Source organism: Streptomyces sp. NPDC060198 (assembly GCF_042728415.1).
Classification (GTDB): Bacteria; Actinomycetota; Actinomycetes; order Streptomycetales; family Streptomycetaceae; genus Streptomyces.
The window spans coordinates 73,094-88,534 of record NZ_JBHWZJ010000001.1 but is presented as its reverse complement, the minus strand read 5'-3'; the positions used below and the strand labels follow the sequence as shown (position 1 = coordinate 88,534).

16 protein-coding genes are annotated in these 15,441 nt (G+C 72.4%); 10 read left to right on the top strand and 6 right to left on the bottom strand.

Annotation, left to right across the window (positions count from 1 at the left end; all coding sequences use genetic code 11):
• Positions 1-23: 23 nt before the first annotated feature.
• On the bottom strand, positions 24-1,019 hold the full coding sequence (locus ACFWEP_RS00335; protein WP_387363113.1) for an aldo/keto reductase: 996 nt from the start codon (positions 1,017-1,019) through the stop codon (positions 24-26).
• A 151-nt stretch (positions 1,020-1,170) separates the two neighbouring features.
• On the opposite strand from ACFWEP_RS00335, the gene ACFWEP_RS00330 reads away from it, so the two are divergent.
• The 3 genes from ACFWEP_RS00330 to ACFWEP_RS00320 all read left to right on the top strand — a co-directional run bounded on the left by ACFWEP_RS00330 (position 1,171) and on the right by ACFWEP_RS00320 (position 4,278).
• A complete protein-coding gene (locus tag ACFWEP_RS00330) occupies positions 1,171-2,022 on the top strand; it encodes a helix-turn-helix transcriptional regulator (protein WP_387363179.1) in 852 nt (283 codons plus the stop codon).
• A gap of 246 nt (positions 2,023-2,268) precedes the next feature.
• The gene (locus ACFWEP_RS00325) at positions 2,269-3,102 is read left to right on the top strand and encodes a class I SAM-dependent methyltransferase (RefSeq protein ID WP_387363110.1); all 834 of its coding nucleotides are present in this window, start codon (positions 2,269-2,271) and stop codon (positions 3,100-3,102) included.
• A gap of 303 nt (positions 3,103-3,405) precedes the next feature.
• Positions 3,406-4,278, top strand: a complete 873-nt coding sequence (locus ACFWEP_RS00320; protein WP_387363107.1) for a serine hydrolase domain-containing protein — start codon at positions 3,406-3,408, stop codon at positions 4,276-4,278.
• Positions 4,279-4,306: 28 nt separating this feature from the next.
• On the opposite strand, the gene ACFWEP_RS00315 is transcribed toward ACFWEP_RS00320, so the two are convergent.
• Positions 4,307-4,756 (bottom strand): ankyrin repeat domain-containing protein, encoded by a 450-nt coding sequence (locus ACFWEP_RS00315; RefSeq protein ID WP_387363105.1) that lies wholly within the window; start codon positions 4,754-4,756, stop codon positions 4,307-4,309.
• A gap of 339 nt (positions 4,757-5,095) precedes the next feature.
• On the opposite strand from ACFWEP_RS00315, the gene ACFWEP_RS00310 reads away from it, so the two are divergent.
• Positions 5,096-6,355, top strand: a complete 1,260-nt coding sequence (locus ACFWEP_RS00310; protein ID WP_387363102.1) for a cytochrome P450 — start codon at positions 5,096-5,098, stop codon at positions 6,353-6,355.
• A 79-nt stretch (positions 6,356-6,434) separates the two neighbouring features.
• Here ACFWEP_RS00310 and ACFWEP_RS00305 read toward each other — a convergent pair whose 3' ends face one another.
• On the bottom strand, positions 6,435-7,007 hold the full coding sequence (locus tag ACFWEP_RS00305; RefSeq protein WP_387363099.1) for a TetR/AcrR family transcriptional regulator: 573 nt from the start codon (positions 7,005-7,007) through the stop codon (positions 6,435-6,437).
• A 165-nt stretch (positions 7,008-7,172) separates the two neighbouring features.
• Here ACFWEP_RS00305 and ACFWEP_RS00300 point away from each other — a divergent pair, with 165 nt between their 5' ends.
• Positions 7,173-8,111 (top strand): SDR family oxidoreductase, encoded by a 939-nt coding sequence (locus ACFWEP_RS00300; protein WP_387363096.1) that lies wholly within the window; start codon positions 7,173-7,175, stop codon positions 8,109-8,111.
• A gap of 30 nt (positions 8,112-8,141) precedes the next feature.
• On the opposite strand, the gene ACFWEP_RS00295 is transcribed toward ACFWEP_RS00300, so the two are convergent.
• Positions 8,142-8,798: a pirin family protein gene (locus ACFWEP_RS00295; protein ID WP_387363093.1), complete on the bottom strand. Its 657-nt coding sequence runs from the start codon at positions 8,796-8,798 to the stop codon at positions 8,142-8,144.
• A 141-nt stretch (positions 8,799-8,939) separates the two neighbouring features.
• On the opposite strand from ACFWEP_RS00295, the gene ACFWEP_RS00290 reads away from it, so the two are divergent.
• From ACFWEP_RS00290 to fabF, 5 genes are all read left to right on the top strand, one after another.
• Positions 8,940-10,139, top strand: coding sequence for a PucR family transcriptional regulator (locus tag ACFWEP_RS00290; protein ID WP_387363090.1), 1,200 nt, complete (start codon positions 8,940-8,942; stop codon positions 10,137-10,139).
• An 89-nt stretch (positions 10,140-10,228) separates the two neighbouring features.
• Positions 10,229-11,143 (top strand): ACP S-malonyltransferase, encoded by a 915-nt coding sequence (locus tag ACFWEP_RS00285; protein ID WP_387363087.1) that lies wholly within the window; start codon positions 10,229-10,231, stop codon positions 11,141-11,143.
• 11 nt (positions 11,144-11,154) lie between these two features.
• Positions 11,155-12,156 carry a ketoacyl-ACP synthase III gene (locus tag ACFWEP_RS00280; protein WP_387363084.1) on the top strand — a complete coding sequence of 334 codons (1,002 nt, stop codon included), beginning with the start codon at positions 11,155-11,157 and terminating at the stop codon, positions 12,154-12,156.
• Between the two features lie 95 nt (positions 12,157-12,251).
• A complete protein-coding gene (locus ACFWEP_RS00275) occupies positions 12,252-12,500 on the top strand; it encodes an acyl carrier protein (RefSeq protein WP_328721935.1) in 249 nt (82 codons plus the stop codon).
• 79 nt (positions 12,501-12,579) lie between these two features.
• Positions 12,580-13,842 carry a beta-ketoacyl-ACP synthase II gene (gene fabF / locus ACFWEP_RS00270; protein WP_387363079.1) on the top strand — a complete coding sequence of 421 codons (1,263 nt, stop codon included), beginning with the start codon at positions 12,580-12,582 and terminating at the stop codon, positions 13,840-13,842.
• A gap of 78 nt (positions 13,843-13,920) precedes the next feature.
• Here the strand turns inward: fabF and ACFWEP_RS00265 are convergent, their stop codons facing one another.
• Positions 13,921-14,559 (bottom strand): hypothetical protein, encoded by a 639-nt coding sequence (locus ACFWEP_RS00265; protein ID WP_387363076.1) that lies wholly within the window; start codon positions 14,557-14,559, stop codon positions 13,921-13,923.
• Positions 14,556-15,371 (bottom strand): alpha/beta fold hydrolase, encoded by an 816-nt coding sequence (locus tag ACFWEP_RS00260; RefSeq protein WP_387363073.1) that lies wholly within the window; start codon positions 15,369-15,371, stop codon positions 14,556-14,558. The genes ACFWEP_RS00265 and ACFWEP_RS00260 overlap by 4 nt, the downstream gene beginning before the upstream one ends.
• Between the last annotated feature and the right edge of the window lie 70 nt (positions 15,372-15,441).

Sequence of the window (15,441 nt, the reverse complement as noted above, 5' to 3'; positions counted from 1 at the left end):
GCACGCGCGGACCGGCTCCCGCCTCAGCTCCCCACGCCGACCGAACCCATGAAAGCGGCCGGGTAGCGCTCGCCCCGCGCCGATCCCCGGGGGACCGCCTTCTCGATCCGGGCGAGATCGTCCGGGGTGAGTTCCAGCGCGAGCGCGGGCAGCGCCTCGGCGAGCCGCTCGCGGCTGCGGGGGCCGACGAGCGGCACGATGTCGTCCCCCTGCGCGGCGACCCAGGCGATGGCCAGTTGCGCGACGGTGCAGCCCTTCGCCTCGGCCACCTCGCGCAGAGCCTCCACGAGGGCGAGGTTGTGTTCCACGTTCCCGGCCCCGTAGCGCGGGCCGTGAACGCGGCTGTCGCCGGGTCCGGCGCTGTGGCCGGCGGTCCAGTGCCCGGAGAGGAGGCCGCGGCTGAGAACGCCGTAGGCGGTCAGCCCGATCCCCAGCTCGCGCAGTACGGGCAGGACCTCGTCCTCGACCGCCCGCGAGAGGAGGGAGTACTCGATCTGGAGATCGGCCACCGGGTGCACGGCGTGGGCCCGGCGCACGGTGGCCGCATCGACCTCCGAGAGGCCCAGATGGCGTACGTACCCGGCGTCGATCATCTCCTTGACGGCACCCACCGTCTCTTCGATCGGCACCTCGGGGTCCAGCCTGGCGGGGCGGTAGACGTCGATGTGGTCGGTGCCCAGACGGGTCAGCGAGTGGGCGAGGAAGTTGCGCACCGCCTCGGGACGGCCGTCCGGCTTGCCGAACCCGTTGCCGGGCTTCATGAGCATGCCGAACTTGACGCTGAGCCGGTAGTCCTCCCGCTTCCGGCCGCGCAGGGCCTCGGCGAGAAGCATTTCGTTGTGCCCGGTGCCGTAGAAGTCGCCGGTGTCGATCAGCGTGACACCCGCGTCCAGCGCCGCGTGCACGGTGGCGATGCTCTCGTCGCGGTCGGACTTCCCGTAGGCGCCGGACATGGCCATCGCGCCCAGCCCCAGGGCGGAGACCTCCGGACCGTCGGTCCCCAGATGACGTCGTTCCATGACACTCTCCTCGATCGCTCGCTAGATCCACTCGACACGTCCAGCCTGCGCCCGCTCACCGCGATGCGGGAGAGGAGTCCTCATCCAGGGAGCGGCCCTCCCTGGATGAGCGCGTCCCGCGTCGGTTACAAAAGAATCCATGAGCGAAGCCATGAGACGGGACGACCTCGCGGACTTCCTGCGCCGCCGCCGCGAGGCCCTCCGGCCGGCCGAGGTCGGCCTACCCGACGGCTCGCGGCGCCGCACCCCCGGCCTGCGCCGCGAGGAGGTGGCCATGCTCACGGGGGTGTCGGTGGACTACGTCGTACGCCTCGAACAGGGGCGCGGCAGCCGCCCCAGCCTCCAACTGCTCACCGCGCTCGCCCGGGCGCTGCGGCTGAGCGACGACGAACGCGCCCACCTGTTCCACCTGGCGGGACACCAGCCGCCTCCGGCGGACGGCACGGCCCGGCTGGCGCGGGCCGGGCTGATCCGCATGCTCGACCTGCTCGGGGACACCCCCGCCCTGGTCCTGTCCGACCTGGGCGAGGCGCTGGCCCAGAACCGGATGGCGCTCCTGCTGTACGGCGACCACACCGACCTCTCCGGGCCCCGGCGCTACCTCGTCCACCGCTGGTTCACCGAGCCCGCCACCCGCGCGGTCCACCCCTCGGAGAAGCACGAGCACCAGTCACGTCAGTTCGTCGCGGACCTGCGGGCGGTCGCCGGCCGACGGGGCGACGACCCCGCCGTCACCGACCTCGTCGCCCGGCTCAGCGAGGCGAGCGGCGAGTTCCGCCGCCTGTGGGCCGAGCACGAGGTGGCCGTCCGGCGGGCCGACCGCAAGGAGATGCTCCATCCGCGGGTGGGCCGGCTGGTCCTGGACTGCGAGACCCTGGTGACGCTCGACCAGCGGCAGATGCTGCTCGTACTCACCCCCGCCGACACCGGGACCCGCGAACGGCTGGAACTGCTGCGCGTGTTGGGCATCGAGAGCTTCCCGGTCAGCACGACGGGAGACTGACGGCCCGTCCGGGGCCGATCGGCACGGACTCGGCGCGCCTCGGCCGCGGGGGCGGGCCTCCGTGCAGGATTCGGTGGGGCGGCGGTCCTCTCAGGGGGCGGCCCGCCCGGTACCGCTCACCGCGTGGAGAGGCCCGGTCATGCACCTGCACGACGACCCGTTCCCGTTGTTCCCGCCCCCAGGTCAGAACCGGGCGCCGGACGCGCCTTGGGCGGCTTCCGCTCCGGGCTCCGCGCGGGTGGCGGCGTGAGCGCGGCACCGGGCCAGGGCGCCTTCGAGGGCGGACGCTACGGAGAGGCGTACTTCCGCCCCGAGCAGGCGGGCGAAGGCGAGCGCATCGACTTCGGGGCCCTCGCCTACGACGACATCAGCCTCGCGCGGCTGCGGGCGCTCGGTGCCGGACCCGGGTGGCACTGCCTCGACGTGGGGGCGGGCACGGGCACGGTCTCCCGCCGGCTGCTGGGCGAGGCCGGGGTGGAGAGCGTGCTCGCCGTCGACCGCGACGTACGGTTCCTCGGCGAGCGGCCGGTACCCGGGCTCGACCTGCTGGAGGCCGACATCACCGCACCGGGGTCCCTCTCCGGCCGGTACGACCTCGTCCACGCACGCTTCGTCCTGATGCACCTGGCCGAGCACGAGAGCCTGATCACGTCTCTGGCCGGACTCGTGGCTCCGGGCGGGGTGCTGGTGCTCAGCGACGCGGTGGACCTGACGAGCGACGTGACGCCCGCGACCCCGTACACAGCGGCTATGCGGGCGATGTGGCAGGGGCTGCGGTCCACGATCGGCACCGACGTCTCCTGGGTGCCGTCCTACCCGCGGCTGCTGCGCGGGGCGGGGCTCGAACCCGTCGCCGCCGAGATCCACGTACCGCCGCTCCAGCCGGACAGCCCCATCAGCCGCTTCTGGGCGGACACCTGGGAACGCAGCCGCCCCGCGATGCTCGCCACCGGCCTGGTGGACGAGGCGGGCATCGACGCGGCGATCCGGTACCTGGTCTCCGACGAGTGCGCCGCGCTGTCGGCCGGGATGCTCACGGCATGGGGGTGGAAGCCCGGGGAGCGCACTACCGGTCCCTGACCGGCGGGCCGCGACAACACCGCCCGGCAGCTTGCCGGTAGAGGTGGCGGCACATCCGCGGAGTTCCCTCCCGCCGTCGATGTCAGTACCCCGGTATACGGTGCTGTGCGGTTGAGGCCGGACGGAGATCGCGAGGGACTCGCGGCCATGGGGGGTGGGTTGCACAGGCCCCGGCTCCGGCTCGGGTCTGGAAACATCTTGCCCATCACCACCCCCCACACTCCGGCCCGCTTTCCCTCGCACGTCCCAGGGGTGCGGGAAAGCTGCCGGGGCACCGCGTTCCACTCATGAAGGGCTTTCCTCATGGACCCCGTACCCACCTGTGTCCTCAGCAGCAGCGAAGGCCCTCAGGCCCTCCACGGACACGCCCTGGACGCATACGTACAGATCGGGTCACTGAGCAAGACACTCACCGGAACGGCCCTTGACCGGATGGTGGCGGAGGGCGCGCTCCAACTGGACACGCCTCTGGAGCAGTTACTGCCTGTCCCGGCCGGCACCGGCATCACCCTGAGGCATCTGGCGCAGCACACCTCCGGTCTGCCCCGGCTCCCCCCGCACGTGAAGCGGTGCGACCCGTACGCGGACTTCGACACCGCCGCCCTGCACACCGTGCTCCAGGGACTCGACACCCTCACCGCCGATGCCCCCGGTCGCACCGAGGCGTACTCCAACCTCGGATACGCCATCCTCGGCTCGGCGTTGGCGTCCGCTTCGGGCATGACCTACGAAGAACTCCTGCACCACTACGTACTCGCACCCCTGGACATCGCCGAGATATCCGGCGATCCCCCGTCGGACAAGCGTCTCCACAGTCGTGGGTTGCTGGGTCGCCCACGACGCCCTTGGACCATGAGCGGCGCCATCCTGCCCGCCGGCGGCCTCTGGGCCACCCCGAGGGCCGCCGCCCAGTTGGTGACCGCACTCCTGATCGAACGTAAATTCGGTGAGCCCGCACTGAGTTGGCAGCGAGCCGGAACCGTGGTCTGGCACAACGGCGCTACCGGCGACGCCTCCGTCTTCGCCGGGGCCACGCAGGACGGCAGATGGGTGCTGGTCCACCGCCTCGGCGGCCGGGCGGACCGCACCGACGCAATGGGCGCCGATCTCCTCCGCCGAGCGACGCCGGGAAACTCCACCGCACGGCGGGAGAACGACGATCCCTTACGGGGGTGACGCCATGGCGCCCACACCCTCGTGCCCGTCACGACCCACTTGTCCGAAGCAGCGCCCCCGCGCCCTCCAGCACCGCGACCGTCTCCGGCCAGGGCCCGGCCATCGCCCATTCGAGGGGCGTCCGCCCGGTGCCGTCATCCTCGCGGAGATCCGGCACCGCGCCTGCGGCCAGGAGTGCGCGTACGACGTCCGTGTGTCCCCAACAGGCCGCTGCGCACAGGGGTGTTCCCTCGCTGCCGGGGCCACCGCTCTCGGTGTCCGGATCGGCACCGGCCCGCAGGAGGATGCCGACCGCCTCCGCGTCGCCCTGGACCGCCGCCGCGTAGAGCGGTGTGGTGCCGTCCGAGTCGGTCCCCTCCGAGTCGGTCCCCTCCGGGTCGGCTCCGGCGCGCAGAAGGGTGCGGACTCCCGCCGCGTCACCGGTCAGGGCCGCTCCGACCAGATCCCTGGACAGTCTCTTGGACCGTCTTCGCTTCATGGGCGCGGAGCATAGCGAAGGACCGGCCTCAGCTCGCCCATGAAGTCACCCGGCACCGGGCCGACTTGGGAGGCGGTCACCCACGCTCCCACCGGTTTCCCGGCCGGCCCCGTGTGAAGACCGAGCGGGACGCCGGAGGTACCCGAGGAGTCCTGGCGAGTCCCGGTCCCGGATACGCGCGACCCGTGCCGCGCCGTGGCCGCTCCCGATTCGGCCACGGCGCGCGCTCTGCGCACTTGCCGCCGGGCACCTCGGCGCGACACGGTCACAGGGCGACCGCACGCGATCGATTCGTCGCCGTCCTCCTGCCCGCTCGACTCCTCCACCGGAAGGCACCCCGTGTCCCGCGTCCTCCTCGACCCCCGCGCGGACCTGCGTGAGCAGGCCACAGCGCTCCACGCGTACGGCAGCGTCGTCCCCGCCCAGTGGCCGGGAGGCGTCGACTGCTGGGCCGTGGTCGGCTACGACGAACTGGAAACGGTGCTGAGCGACCCGTTGTTCTCGCGGTCCCCGCTGCACTTCCGGGCGCTGCGGGACGGGGAGATCCCGCCGGACTGGCCCATGACCGACCACCTTAACCGGCAGTGGATGCTCACCGCCGACGGTGCGGACCACACCCGGCTCCGGCGTACGGCGGCATCGGCCTTCACTCCCGGGAACATCCGTCGGCTGCGGCCGGAGGTGGAGAGCGCCGTCGGCCGGCTGCTCGACGGGCTGCTCGCGGCAGGGCGCCCCTTCGACCTGCGGGCGGATTTCGCGCTCCCGTTGGCGTTGGACGTGCTCTGCTCGCTCCTCGGTGTCCCGGCGGCGGAACGTGCGGCGGCAAGTTCCCTGGTGCACCGCGCCCTCTCCCGGGCGGCTCTCACCCCGGACGAGTCCCGCAGGCTGAGTGCCGAGATCCGTGGGTTTCTCGGAGACCTCCTGGAACGTCCGGACGGGCCGGGCGGCCTGGTGGCGGATCTCGCCCGGTCCGTGGAGGCCGACGCCTTGACCCGGCAGGAGGCGCAGGACACCCTCTGGCTCTTCCTCGCCGCCGGATTCGACACGACGGTCGCCGCGCTCGTCAACGCCGTCCGCGCCCTGCTGGGCCATCCCGACCGGTTGCGGGGCGTCCTGGTCGGCGAGGTGTCCTGGGAGGACGTGGTGGAGGAGGCCCTGCGGTACGACTCCAGCGTCTTCGCCCTGCCCTTCGCCTTCCCCCGCCGGGACGTGACGCTGGGCGGGCAGCGGGTCCGCGAGGGCGACGCCCTTCTGCTCTGTTACACGGCCGCCAACCTGGACCCCCGCCGTACCGCCGGGGACCGGTTCACCGCGAGCGCGCCGCCACGCCATCTCGCCTTCGGGCGTGGCCCCCACTACTGTCTCGGCGCCCCGCTCGCCCGCCTCCAGCTGCGGACCGCCCTCGCCGGACTGTTCACCTTCTTCCCCCACCTGCGCCCGACCGCCCGGCCTGGGGCGCCCATCGCGTCACTGACCATCAACTCCCCTCGGCGTCTGCTGGTTTCGGACACCCCCTGCCCGGTGGCCCGGCACGGCGGGTCACATGACGATCCGGCCCGGTGGGGAGATCCCGTTCTCTGCCCGGGCGTAGCGATGTGACCTCACCGAAGCGGCGAGCGTGCGTGCCGGGCGCCGGCTGACGGGCGGGGCTTTCACCACACGGCCCAGCGGTGACCCGCTACTCGGCCGTAACCGCCATGACCGCCTTCAGCCCGTCCAGCGACTCCCGCAGGAAGTCCGCCAGGGAGCGGGTCCCGTCCTCGGCCACCCAGCGTTCGAAGCCGACCTTGAAGACGGCGATGCCCGCTTCCGCGGTGAGGCTCGCGGCAGGTTCCGGGACGCCGCGTCCGCGGAGCGTCGCCGTCAGGGCGGCGACCAGTGACGCGAGCTTGATCAGCTCGCGTTCGCGCAACTCGCAGCTCGCGACGATGACGGCCTGGCGTTGCCGGGCGAAGGCGTGGCGGTCGTCGAAGAACACGGCGACGCTCTCCAGGGCGGAAGCCATGGCGTCGATCGGGACCGCTGTGGCCGGGGCGGCTCCGAGGGCGTCCACGAAGGCCTGCTCCAGCTGCCGCGCACCGCCGAACAGCACCTCGCGCTTGTCGGCGCAGTGCCGGAAGAAGGTGCGCTCGGTGACTCCGGCGCGAGCGGCGATCTGGGCGGCGGTGGTCTGTTCGTAGCCGTGCTCGCCGTAGAGCTCCATGGCCGCCTGTTCCAGACGTCCGCGCGCGTTCGGCTCCCATCGACCCATGGCCTCGATCCTACGCGATGACAGTCACTGACATCAGGTGTACGTTGGTGAACACGACGACAGTCACTGACATCGGTTCGCCCGTCGCGCTCCGAGGCCGGATTCCCCGAGCCACGGCGCCCGCGACCAGGACGGCCACCCCACCCCTCGTGGAGGTTCCTCCCCATGCGTGTATTCGTCACCGGCGCGTCCGGCTGGATCGGCTCGGCCGTTGTTCCGGAGCTCATCGCCGCAGGTCACCAAGTGGTCGGCCTCGCCCGCTCGGAGCATTCCGCCCTCGCGCTCGCCGAGGCGGGCGCCGAGACGCGCCACGGCTCGCTCGACGACCTCGACGTCCTGCGGGACGCGGCGGCCGAGTCGGACGGCGTGATCCACCTCGCCTTCAAGCACGAGCTCGCGTTCACGGGCGAGTTCGACGCCGCCGCCGACGCGGACCGCCGTGCGATCGACACCCTCGGCGACGCGCTCGCCGGCTCGGGCCGCCCCCTGCTCATCGCCTCGGGGACCTTCGGGATCGCGCCCGGCCGGCTCGCGACCGAGGAGGACGGCCGGGCGTCGGCCCCGTCCGACGCGAGCGCCCTGGACTCGGGCCCGTCGAAGCGGATGGACAACGCGCGGGCGGCCCTCGCCCTCGCCGACCGTGGCGTCCGCGCCTCGGTCGTACGGCTCCCCCCGACCGTGCACGGGGACGGCGACCACGGCTTCCTCGCCGCGATCGTGGCGACCGCCCGCGCGAAGGGGGTCTCCGGCTACATCGGCGACGGCGCCAACCGCTGGCCCGCCGTGCACCGCGACGACGCCGCGCACCTTTTCCGCCTCGCCCTGGAGGGCGCTCCGGCGGGCTCGGTCCTGCACGCGGTCGCGGACGAGGGGGTACCCATCCATGCGGTCGCGGAGGTGATCGGCCGGCACCTCGGCCTGCCCGTGGGGTCCGTGGACCCCGCCGACGCGGCCGCGCACTTCGACTGGCTCGCGGCGCTCCTCGCCCTGGACGGCCCGACCTCGGGCGTGCGCACCCGCGCACTGCTGGGGTGGCGGCCGACCCGGCCGGGCCTCCTCGACGACCTCGACAAGGGGCACTATTTCGCCGCCCCGACCGCCTGATCCTCCCGGGCTGCCCGGCTGGGCCCGCGTTCAGCCCGCCAGCTCCCAGACCAGCACCTGGGCCGGGCCCCGCGCCCGCAGTTCCAGTCCCTCGGCCCCGGTGATCCGGGCGGAGTCCCCCGGCCCGAGGCGTTCGCCGCCGAGGTCCACCTCGCCGACCACCACGTGCACGTACGCCCGCACCGCGTCCGGGACCGCCGCGCGCTCGCCCGGTGCGAGCCGTCGCACGTGCAGCATCGCCCCGGCGGCGGGCAGGGCGTACGGGGTGGAGTCGGCGATGCCGGGGACGACGGCGTAGGCGGGCTCGCCCCCGGCCTCCAGCGGCGCCAGCCACATCTGGAGGAACACCAAAGGCGCGTCGCCGTCGTTGCGTTCGACGTGCCGGACCCCGGCCGCCGCACTGAGGTGCTGTACGTCACCGGCGCGCACCACCCGGGTGTGACCGGCCGAATCGCGGTGGGTGAGCTCGCCCTCCACCACCCACGTGACGATCTCGGTGTGGCTGTGCGGATGCTCGTCGAAGCCCGCGCCGGGGGCGAGCCGCTCCTCGTTGCAGGCGAGGATCGCGCCGAAGCGGAGGTTGTCGGGGTCGTAGAAGGAACCGAAGGAGAAGGCGTGCCGGGATTCGATCCCCGCCGCCCGGTCCCCGCCCTCGTACCGGCTCTGCGCGCGGTGTACGGACATCACGCCCCCACCGTAGCCGGGCGCCGGGGCAGCCGCCCCGCCCCGGAACGGCCGGAGCCGGCCCGGCCCGTACGACGACGTCTCCGCGCCCCTCACCCGCCCCGCCCCTCCGTCCCTCTGCCCGGATAAGGCAGTCTTGTCTCCGTGCCCCGACCCGATCCCGCGCAGCGCGCCGCCCATGACGCCCATCTGCATGCCGCGACCCTGAAACGGCTGGAGCAGTCCTCCGGCCGGCTGTCGGCGAACGCCATCGCCCGCATGGACGAGACGCTGCCGTGGTACCGGGCGATGCCCCCGGAGAACCGGTCCTGGATCGGCCTGGTGGCGCAGGCGGGCATCGCCGCGTTCACCGAGTGGTTCCGGCATCCGGAGACCCCGCAGGCGATCTCCACCGATGTTTTCGGTACGGCCCCGCGCGAGCTGACCAGGGCGATCACCCTGCGGCAGACGGTCGAGATGGTCCGTACGACGATCGAGGTCATGGAAGCGGCGATCGAGGAGGTCGCCGCACCGGGCGACGAGTCGGTACTGCGTGAGGCCCTGCTCGTCTACGCCCGGGAGATCGCCTTCGCGACCGCCCAGGTCTACGCGCAGGCGGCCGAGGCGCGCGGCGCGTGGGACGCCCGGCTCGAATCGCTCGTGGTCAACGCGGTCCTGTCCGGCGAGGCGGACGAGGGGGCGATCTCCCGGGCCGCCGCGCTCGGCTGGAACTCCCCCGAGCACGTCTGCGTGATCCTCGGTACCGCCCCGGACGGGGACAGCGAACTGACGGTCGAGGCCATCCGGCGTGCGGCGCGCGGCTCCAAGGTGCAGGTACTGACCGGGGTGCTGGGCAATCGGCTGGTGGTCATCGCGGGCGGCAGCGACAACCCGCTCCAGGTCGCGCGGGGCCTGATCGGCCCGTACGCGGCCGGTCCGGTCGTCGCCGGACCGGTGGTGCCCGACCTGCTGGCGGCGACCCGGTCCGCGCAGGCGGCGGCTGCCGGGCTGAAGGCGTGCATCGCCTGGCAGGACGCCCCGCGTCCGGTCCTGGCCGACGACCTCCTGCCGGAGCGCGCGATGGCCGGAGACCCTGCCGCGCGGGATCAGTTGGTGGAGGAGATCTACAGCCCTCTGGAGGAGGCCGGGTCCGCGCTCCTGGAGACTCTGAGTGTCTACCTGGAACAGGCGAGCAGCCTGGAAGGTGCCGCCCGAATGCTGTTCGTGCACCCCAACACCGTGCGCTACCGGCTACGACGTGTGACGGACGTCACCGGCTGGTCGCCGTCCGACGTACGGTCCGCGTTCACGCTCCGGATCGCGCTGATCCTGGGGCGCTTGGCCGCGAGAGACGGCCAGTCCTAGACTTTTGTCGGACTTCAACAATTCCCCTGACGGTTCTTCGTCCCTGTCCCCACGGGCGTACGGGACCGTCCGCAAGAGAGAGTGTGAGGGTGCTCGTACTCGTCGCTCCCGGCCAAGGCGCTCAGACGCCCGGCTTCCTGACTCCCTGGCTCGACCTTCCCGGTGCCACCGACCGCATCGCGGCCTGGTCCGACGCCATCGGGCTCGACCTCGCCCACTACGGCACGAAGGCCGACGCCGACGAGATCCGTGACACGGCGGTGGCTCAGCCCCTGCTGGTGGCCGCGGGTCTCCTCTCCGCGTCCGCGCTGAACGCGTCGCCCGCCGTCGTCGCCGGGCACAGCGTCGGCGAGATCACCGCCGCCGCGTACGCCGGTGTGCTCGGCGACGAGGCCGCGCTCCGTCTGGTCCGGGCCCGCGGGCTCGCGATGGCCGACGCCGCCGCGGTCACCGAGACCGGCATGGCCGCGCTGCTCGGCGGCGACCCGGACGTCACGGTCCCGCACCTGGAGAGCCTCGGGCTGACGCCGGCCAACGTGAACGGTGGCGGTCAGATCGTCGCCGCGGGCACGGCCGCCCAGATCGCCGCGCTGACCGAGAACAAGCCGGAGGGTGTGCGCCGCGTGGTGCCGCTCAAGGTCGCCGGGGCGTTCCACACGCACCACATGGCGCCGGCTGTCGAGCGGCTGCGCGAAGCGGCCCGGGGGCTGGAGATCGCCGATCCCACCGTGACGTACGTGTCGAACGCGGACGGCAAGACGGTCGCGACGGGCGCCGAGGTCGTCGAGCGCCTGGTCGGGCAGGTCGCGAACCCGGTCCGCTGGGACCTGTGCATGGAGACGTTCAAGCAGCTCGGTGTGACCGCGCTCATCGAGGTGTGCCCCGGGGGCACCCTCACCGGGCTCGCCAAGCGTGCGCTGCCCGGCGTCCAGACCCTCGCGCTCAAGACCCCCGACGACCTCGACGCGGCCCGCGCGCTCATCTCCGAGCACGCGTCCGCCTAAGGAGCACGAGCATGTCGAAGATCAAGCCCAGCCAGGGCGCCCCGTACGCACGCATCATGGGTGTCGGCGGTTACCGCCCGACCCGCGTGGTGCCGAACGAGGTGATCCTCGAAACGATCGACTCGTCCGACGAGTGGATCCGCTCACGCTCCGGCATCGCCACCCGGCACTGGGCCTCCGACGAGGAGACCGTGTCCGCGATGTCCGTGGAGGCCGCCGGCAAGGCCATCGCCGACGCGGGGATCACCCCGGAGCAGATCGGCGGTGTGATCGTCTCCACCGTCTCGCACTTCAAGCAGACCCCGGCCGTCGCCACCGAGATCGCGCACAAGATCGGCGCGGGCAAGCCCGCGGCCTTCGACATCTCGGCCGGCTGCGCGGGCTTCGGTTACGGCCTGACGCTCGCCAAGGGCATGGTCGTCGACGGTTCCGCGAAGTACGTCCTCGTCATCGGTGTGGAGCGGCTCAGCGACCTCACCGACCTGTCCGACCGTGCCACGGCCTTCCTCTTCGGTGACGGAGCGGGCGCGGTCGTCGTCGGCCCGTCGAAGGTACCGGCCATGGGCCCGACCGTCTGGGGCTCCGAGGGCGACAAGTCGGACACCATCAAGCAGACCGTGTCGTGGGACCAGTTCCACGCCGAGCGCCCGGAGAAGTTCCCGGCCATCACGCAGGAGGGCCAGGCGGTCTTCCGCTGGGCCGTCTACGAGATGGCGAAGGTGGCCCAGCAGGCGCTGGAAGCCGCCGGGGTCGCTCCGGAAGACCTGGACGTCTTCATTCCGCACCAGGCCAACATGCGGATCATCGACTCGATGGTGAAGACCCTCAAACTGCCGGAGAACGTCATCGTCGCCCGCGACGTGGAGACGACCGGCAACACCTCCGCCGCCTCGATCCCGCTCGCTATGGAGCGGCTCCTGGCGACCGGGCAGGCGAAGAGCGGCGATACCGCCCTCGTCATCGGCTTCGGGGCGGGTCTCGTCTTCGCCGCGACGGTCGTTACTCTCCCCTAAGGCTTTTCGCCGGTCCGAACGAGAAGATCCAGCACCATCGGGGTTCTCGGTCCGGACGTCAGAACCCAGTAGACACTTATCGAAGGAGCGCCAACATGGCCGCCACCCAGGAAGAGATCGTCACCGGTCTCGCCGAGATCGTCAACGAGATCGCCGGTATCCCGGTCGAGGACGTCCAGCTGGACAAGTCCTTCACCGACGACCTGGACGTCGACTCGCTGTCCATGGTCGAGGTCGTCGTCGCCGCCGAGGAGCGCTTCGACGTCAAGATCCCCGACGAGTCCGTCAAGAACCTCAAGACGGTCGGCGACGCTGCCGACTACATCCTGAAGAACCAGGCCTGATCCCAGGCCTGTTCGTGTGTCGCCACCCGGCGGTGGCGCCGCTGATTCACGACCCTCTACACGTGGAGAAGATTTTCCAGTGAACTCGACCAATCGCACCGTGGTCGTCACCGGTATCGGCGCAACCACTCCGCTGGGTGGCGACTCCGCATCGACCTGGGAGGGGTTGATGGCCGGCCGTTCCGGCATCAAGCCCCTCGAAGGCGAGCGTTTCGCCGAACTGCCCGTCCGGATCGCCGCGTTGGCGGCGGTTGACCCGGGCGACGTTCTGCCCCGCCCGCTCGCCCGCAAGCTGGACCGCTCAGCGCAGTTCGCGCTGATCGCGGCTCGCGAGGCGTGGGCGGACGCCGGCTTCACCGGCAAGGCCGGTGAGGACGACACGATCGAGCCCGAGCGGCTGGGCACGGTCATCGCCTCCGGCATCGGTGGCGTGATCACACTGCTCGACCAGTACGACGTGCTGAAGGAGAAGGGCGTACGCCGCGTCTCCCCGCACACCGTCCCCATGCTCATGCCGAACGGCCCGGCGGCCAACGTCGGCCTGGAGGTCAACGCCCAGGCCGGTGTCCACACCCCGGTCTCCGCCTGTGCGTCGGGGGCCGAGGCCATCGGGTACGCCGTCGAGATGATCCGTACCGGCCGTGCCGACGTGGTCGTCGCCGGTGGTACCGAGGCGGCCATCCACCCGCTGCCGATCGCTGCCTTCGCCAACATGATGGCGATGTCCAAGAACAACGACGAGCCCCAGAAGGCCTCGCGGCCGTACGACACGGGCCGTGACGGCTTCGTCCTCGGCGAGGGCGCGGGCGTCGTGATCCTGGAGTCGGCCGAGCACGCCGCCGCGCGCGGCGCCAAGGTCTACTGCGAGGTGCTGGGCCAGGGCCTGTCCGCCGACGCCCACCACATCGCGCAGCCCGAGCCGACCGGCCGGGGCATCGCCGCGGCCATGCGCAACCTGCTGGACACCACGGACCTCAAGCCGTCCGAGATCGTCCACCTCAACGCGCACGCCACGTCCACGCCGCAGGGCGACGTGGCCGAGCTGAAGGCGCTCAGCTCGGTCCTGGGCGACGACCTCGACCACGTCGCGATCTCCGCGACCAAGTCGATGACGGGCCACCTGCTGGGTGGTGCGGGCGGCATCGAGACCGTGGCCACGGTCCTCGCGCTGCACCACCGGATGGCCCCGCCGACCACCAACATCGAGAACCTCGACGACGACGTGACGGCGAACATCGTCCGCGACAAGCCGCAGCCGCTGCCCGAGGGTTCGATCGCCGCGATCAACAACTCGTTCGGCTTCGGCGGCCACAACGTGGTCCTGGCCTTCCGCAGCGTCTGATCGTTTCTGCTCGGTTCGCCACGACGATGCCCGCCCCCCGGTTCTCCGGAGAGGCGGGCATCGTCGTTCCCGGGAGCCTCACGCCCGGCCGGGTTCGACGATCACCTCACTGCCGACCGGTACGAACCCGGCGGCGAGGAAGCCGCGCAGGGAGCGGGCGTTGCCCGGGGAGACGGCCGCGAAGACGGGGCTGGCGGACGGTACGAGGGTGAGGGCGTCGGCGAGCAGCCCGCGCCCCCGCCCGGGAGCGCGGGCCCCGGGATCGTGGAGTTCGATGCTGAGCTCCGGGCGCCCCGCGAGCCCTTCGGCGAGGGTGATCATGCCTCGCTCGTCGCCGTACACCCGGACGTTCCGGCGCAGGCGGCGGGCGTGCCGGACGCGCGGGTGCTCGTCGTGGCCGTCCAGCGGGCCGAGGCGGGGCGGGCCGCCGGTGCCCCGTGCGGTGAGGGTCGCGTCGGTGACGCCGACCGTGCCGTGCGGGCCGCACAGCAGGCGCAGGAAGTCCGGTGCGAGCGAGGCTCCGAAGCCGTCCGGGCCGGCCCCGAGGACCTCCTCGGCGGGGAGTGCGGTGGCGACGACGGCGTGGCCGGTGAACGCGACGGAGCACTCCAGCCCGCCGGGCAGGGGCGGTAGCAGCGTCACCGAGCCGTCGACGGGCGGGAAGCGTCCCTCGGCGGCGTCGAGGAAGAGCGCGAGCAGCGGGTGCGGTCCGGTCATCGGGCTCCCGTCACCTGCCGGGTGAGGAAGTCGAGCAGGACCGCGTTGAACCGCTCGGGCTGCTCCGCGCCCGGCAGGTGGCCGGCGCCTTCGATCACTTCGAGCCGTGCGTGCGGGGCGTGGCGGCGTATCTCCTCGGCGTCGGCGAGCGGGGTGTACACGTCGTCGGCGCCGACGACGACGAGTACGGGGATGTCGGCGGCGGCCAGCACGGGCCGCAGGTCGGGGCGTTCGGCGCGGCCCCGGAGCGCGGCGGCGGCACCGCGCGGGTCGGTGGACCGCATCATCGCGAGCACCCGGTCGGCCACCTCGGGCAGGGCGGTCACGTTGTAGGCGGCGAGCATCTTGTCGATGACCTCGGCGGCGTACCCGCCCATGCCCTCGGCGAGCAGCCGGTCGGCGAGCTCGTTGCGGTACGCCTTGCCGTCCTCCGTCTCCGGCGGCGCCGAGGTGTCGGAGAGGACCAGCGCGCGTACCCGCCCGGGGTGGAGCCGCCGGAATTCCAGGGCGATCTGACCGCCCATCGAGACACCTCCGACGACCGCGTCCGCGAGGCCGAGGTGGTCGAGGAGGGCGGCGAGGTCGTCGGCGAAGTCGGAGAGGTACACCGTCCCCTCCGTCACCCCGCTCGCGCCGTAACCGCGCAGGTCCGGGGTGATCACCCGGTATCCGGCCGCCGCCAGCGCCCGGACCTGCGGAGCCCAGAGCGTGCGGTCGAAGGGGTGGCCGTGGATCAGGACGACGGGTGTTCCGTCGCGGGGGCCGGTGTCGTCGTGGCGGAGGGTGGTGCCGCGCACCTCGTGGAAGGTCATGCGTGCGCAGCGTAGTGAGGCCGCGCTCCTCGGTCGCCGGTGATTCACCATGCGGAACGCGGCTCCTGAC

Excerpts from the sequence above, each read along its gene's own strand:
- ACFWEP_RS00335 (WP_387363113.1), bottom strand. The coding sequence starts at position 1,019 with ATGGAACGACGTCATCTGGGGACCGACGGTCCGGAGGTCTCCGCCCTG.
- ACFWEP_RS00265 (WP_387363076.1), bottom strand. The coding sequence starts at position 14,559 with ATGACCGGACCGCACCCGCTGCTCGCGCTCTTCCTCGACGCCGCCGAG.
- ACFWEP_RS00280 (WP_387363084.1), top strand. The coding sequence starts at position 11,155 with ATGTCGAAGATCAAGCCCAGCCAGGGCGCCCCGTACGCACGCATCATG.
- ACFWEP_RS00275 (WP_328721935.1), top strand. The coding sequence starts at position 12,252 with ATGGCCGCCACCCAGGAAGAGATCGTCACCGGTCTCGCCGAGATCGTC.
- ACFWEP_RS00260 (WP_387363073.1), bottom strand. The coding sequence starts at position 15,371 with ATGACCTTCCACGAGGTGCGCGGCACCACCCTCCGCCACGACGACACC.
- ACFWEP_RS00300 (WP_387363096.1), top strand. The coding sequence starts at position 7,173 with ATGCGTGTATTCGTCACCGGCGCGTCCGGCTGGATCGGCTCGGCCGTT.
- ACFWEP_RS00305 (WP_387363099.1), bottom strand. The coding sequence starts at position 7,007 with ATGGGTCGATGGGAGCCGAACGCGCGCGGACGTCTGGAACAGGCGGCC.
- ACFWEP_RS00315 (WP_387363105.1), bottom strand. The coding sequence starts at position 4,756 with ATGAAGCGAAGACGGTCCAAGAGACTGTCCAGGGATCTGGTCGGAGCG.
- ACFWEP_RS00330 (WP_387363179.1), top strand. The coding sequence starts at position 1,171 with ATGAGACGGGACGACCTCGCGGACTTCCTGCGCCGCCGCCGCGAGGCC.
- ACFWEP_RS00320 (WP_387363107.1), top strand. The coding sequence starts at position 3,406 with ATGGACCCCGTACCCACCTGTGTCCTCAGCAGCAGCGAAGGCCCTCAG.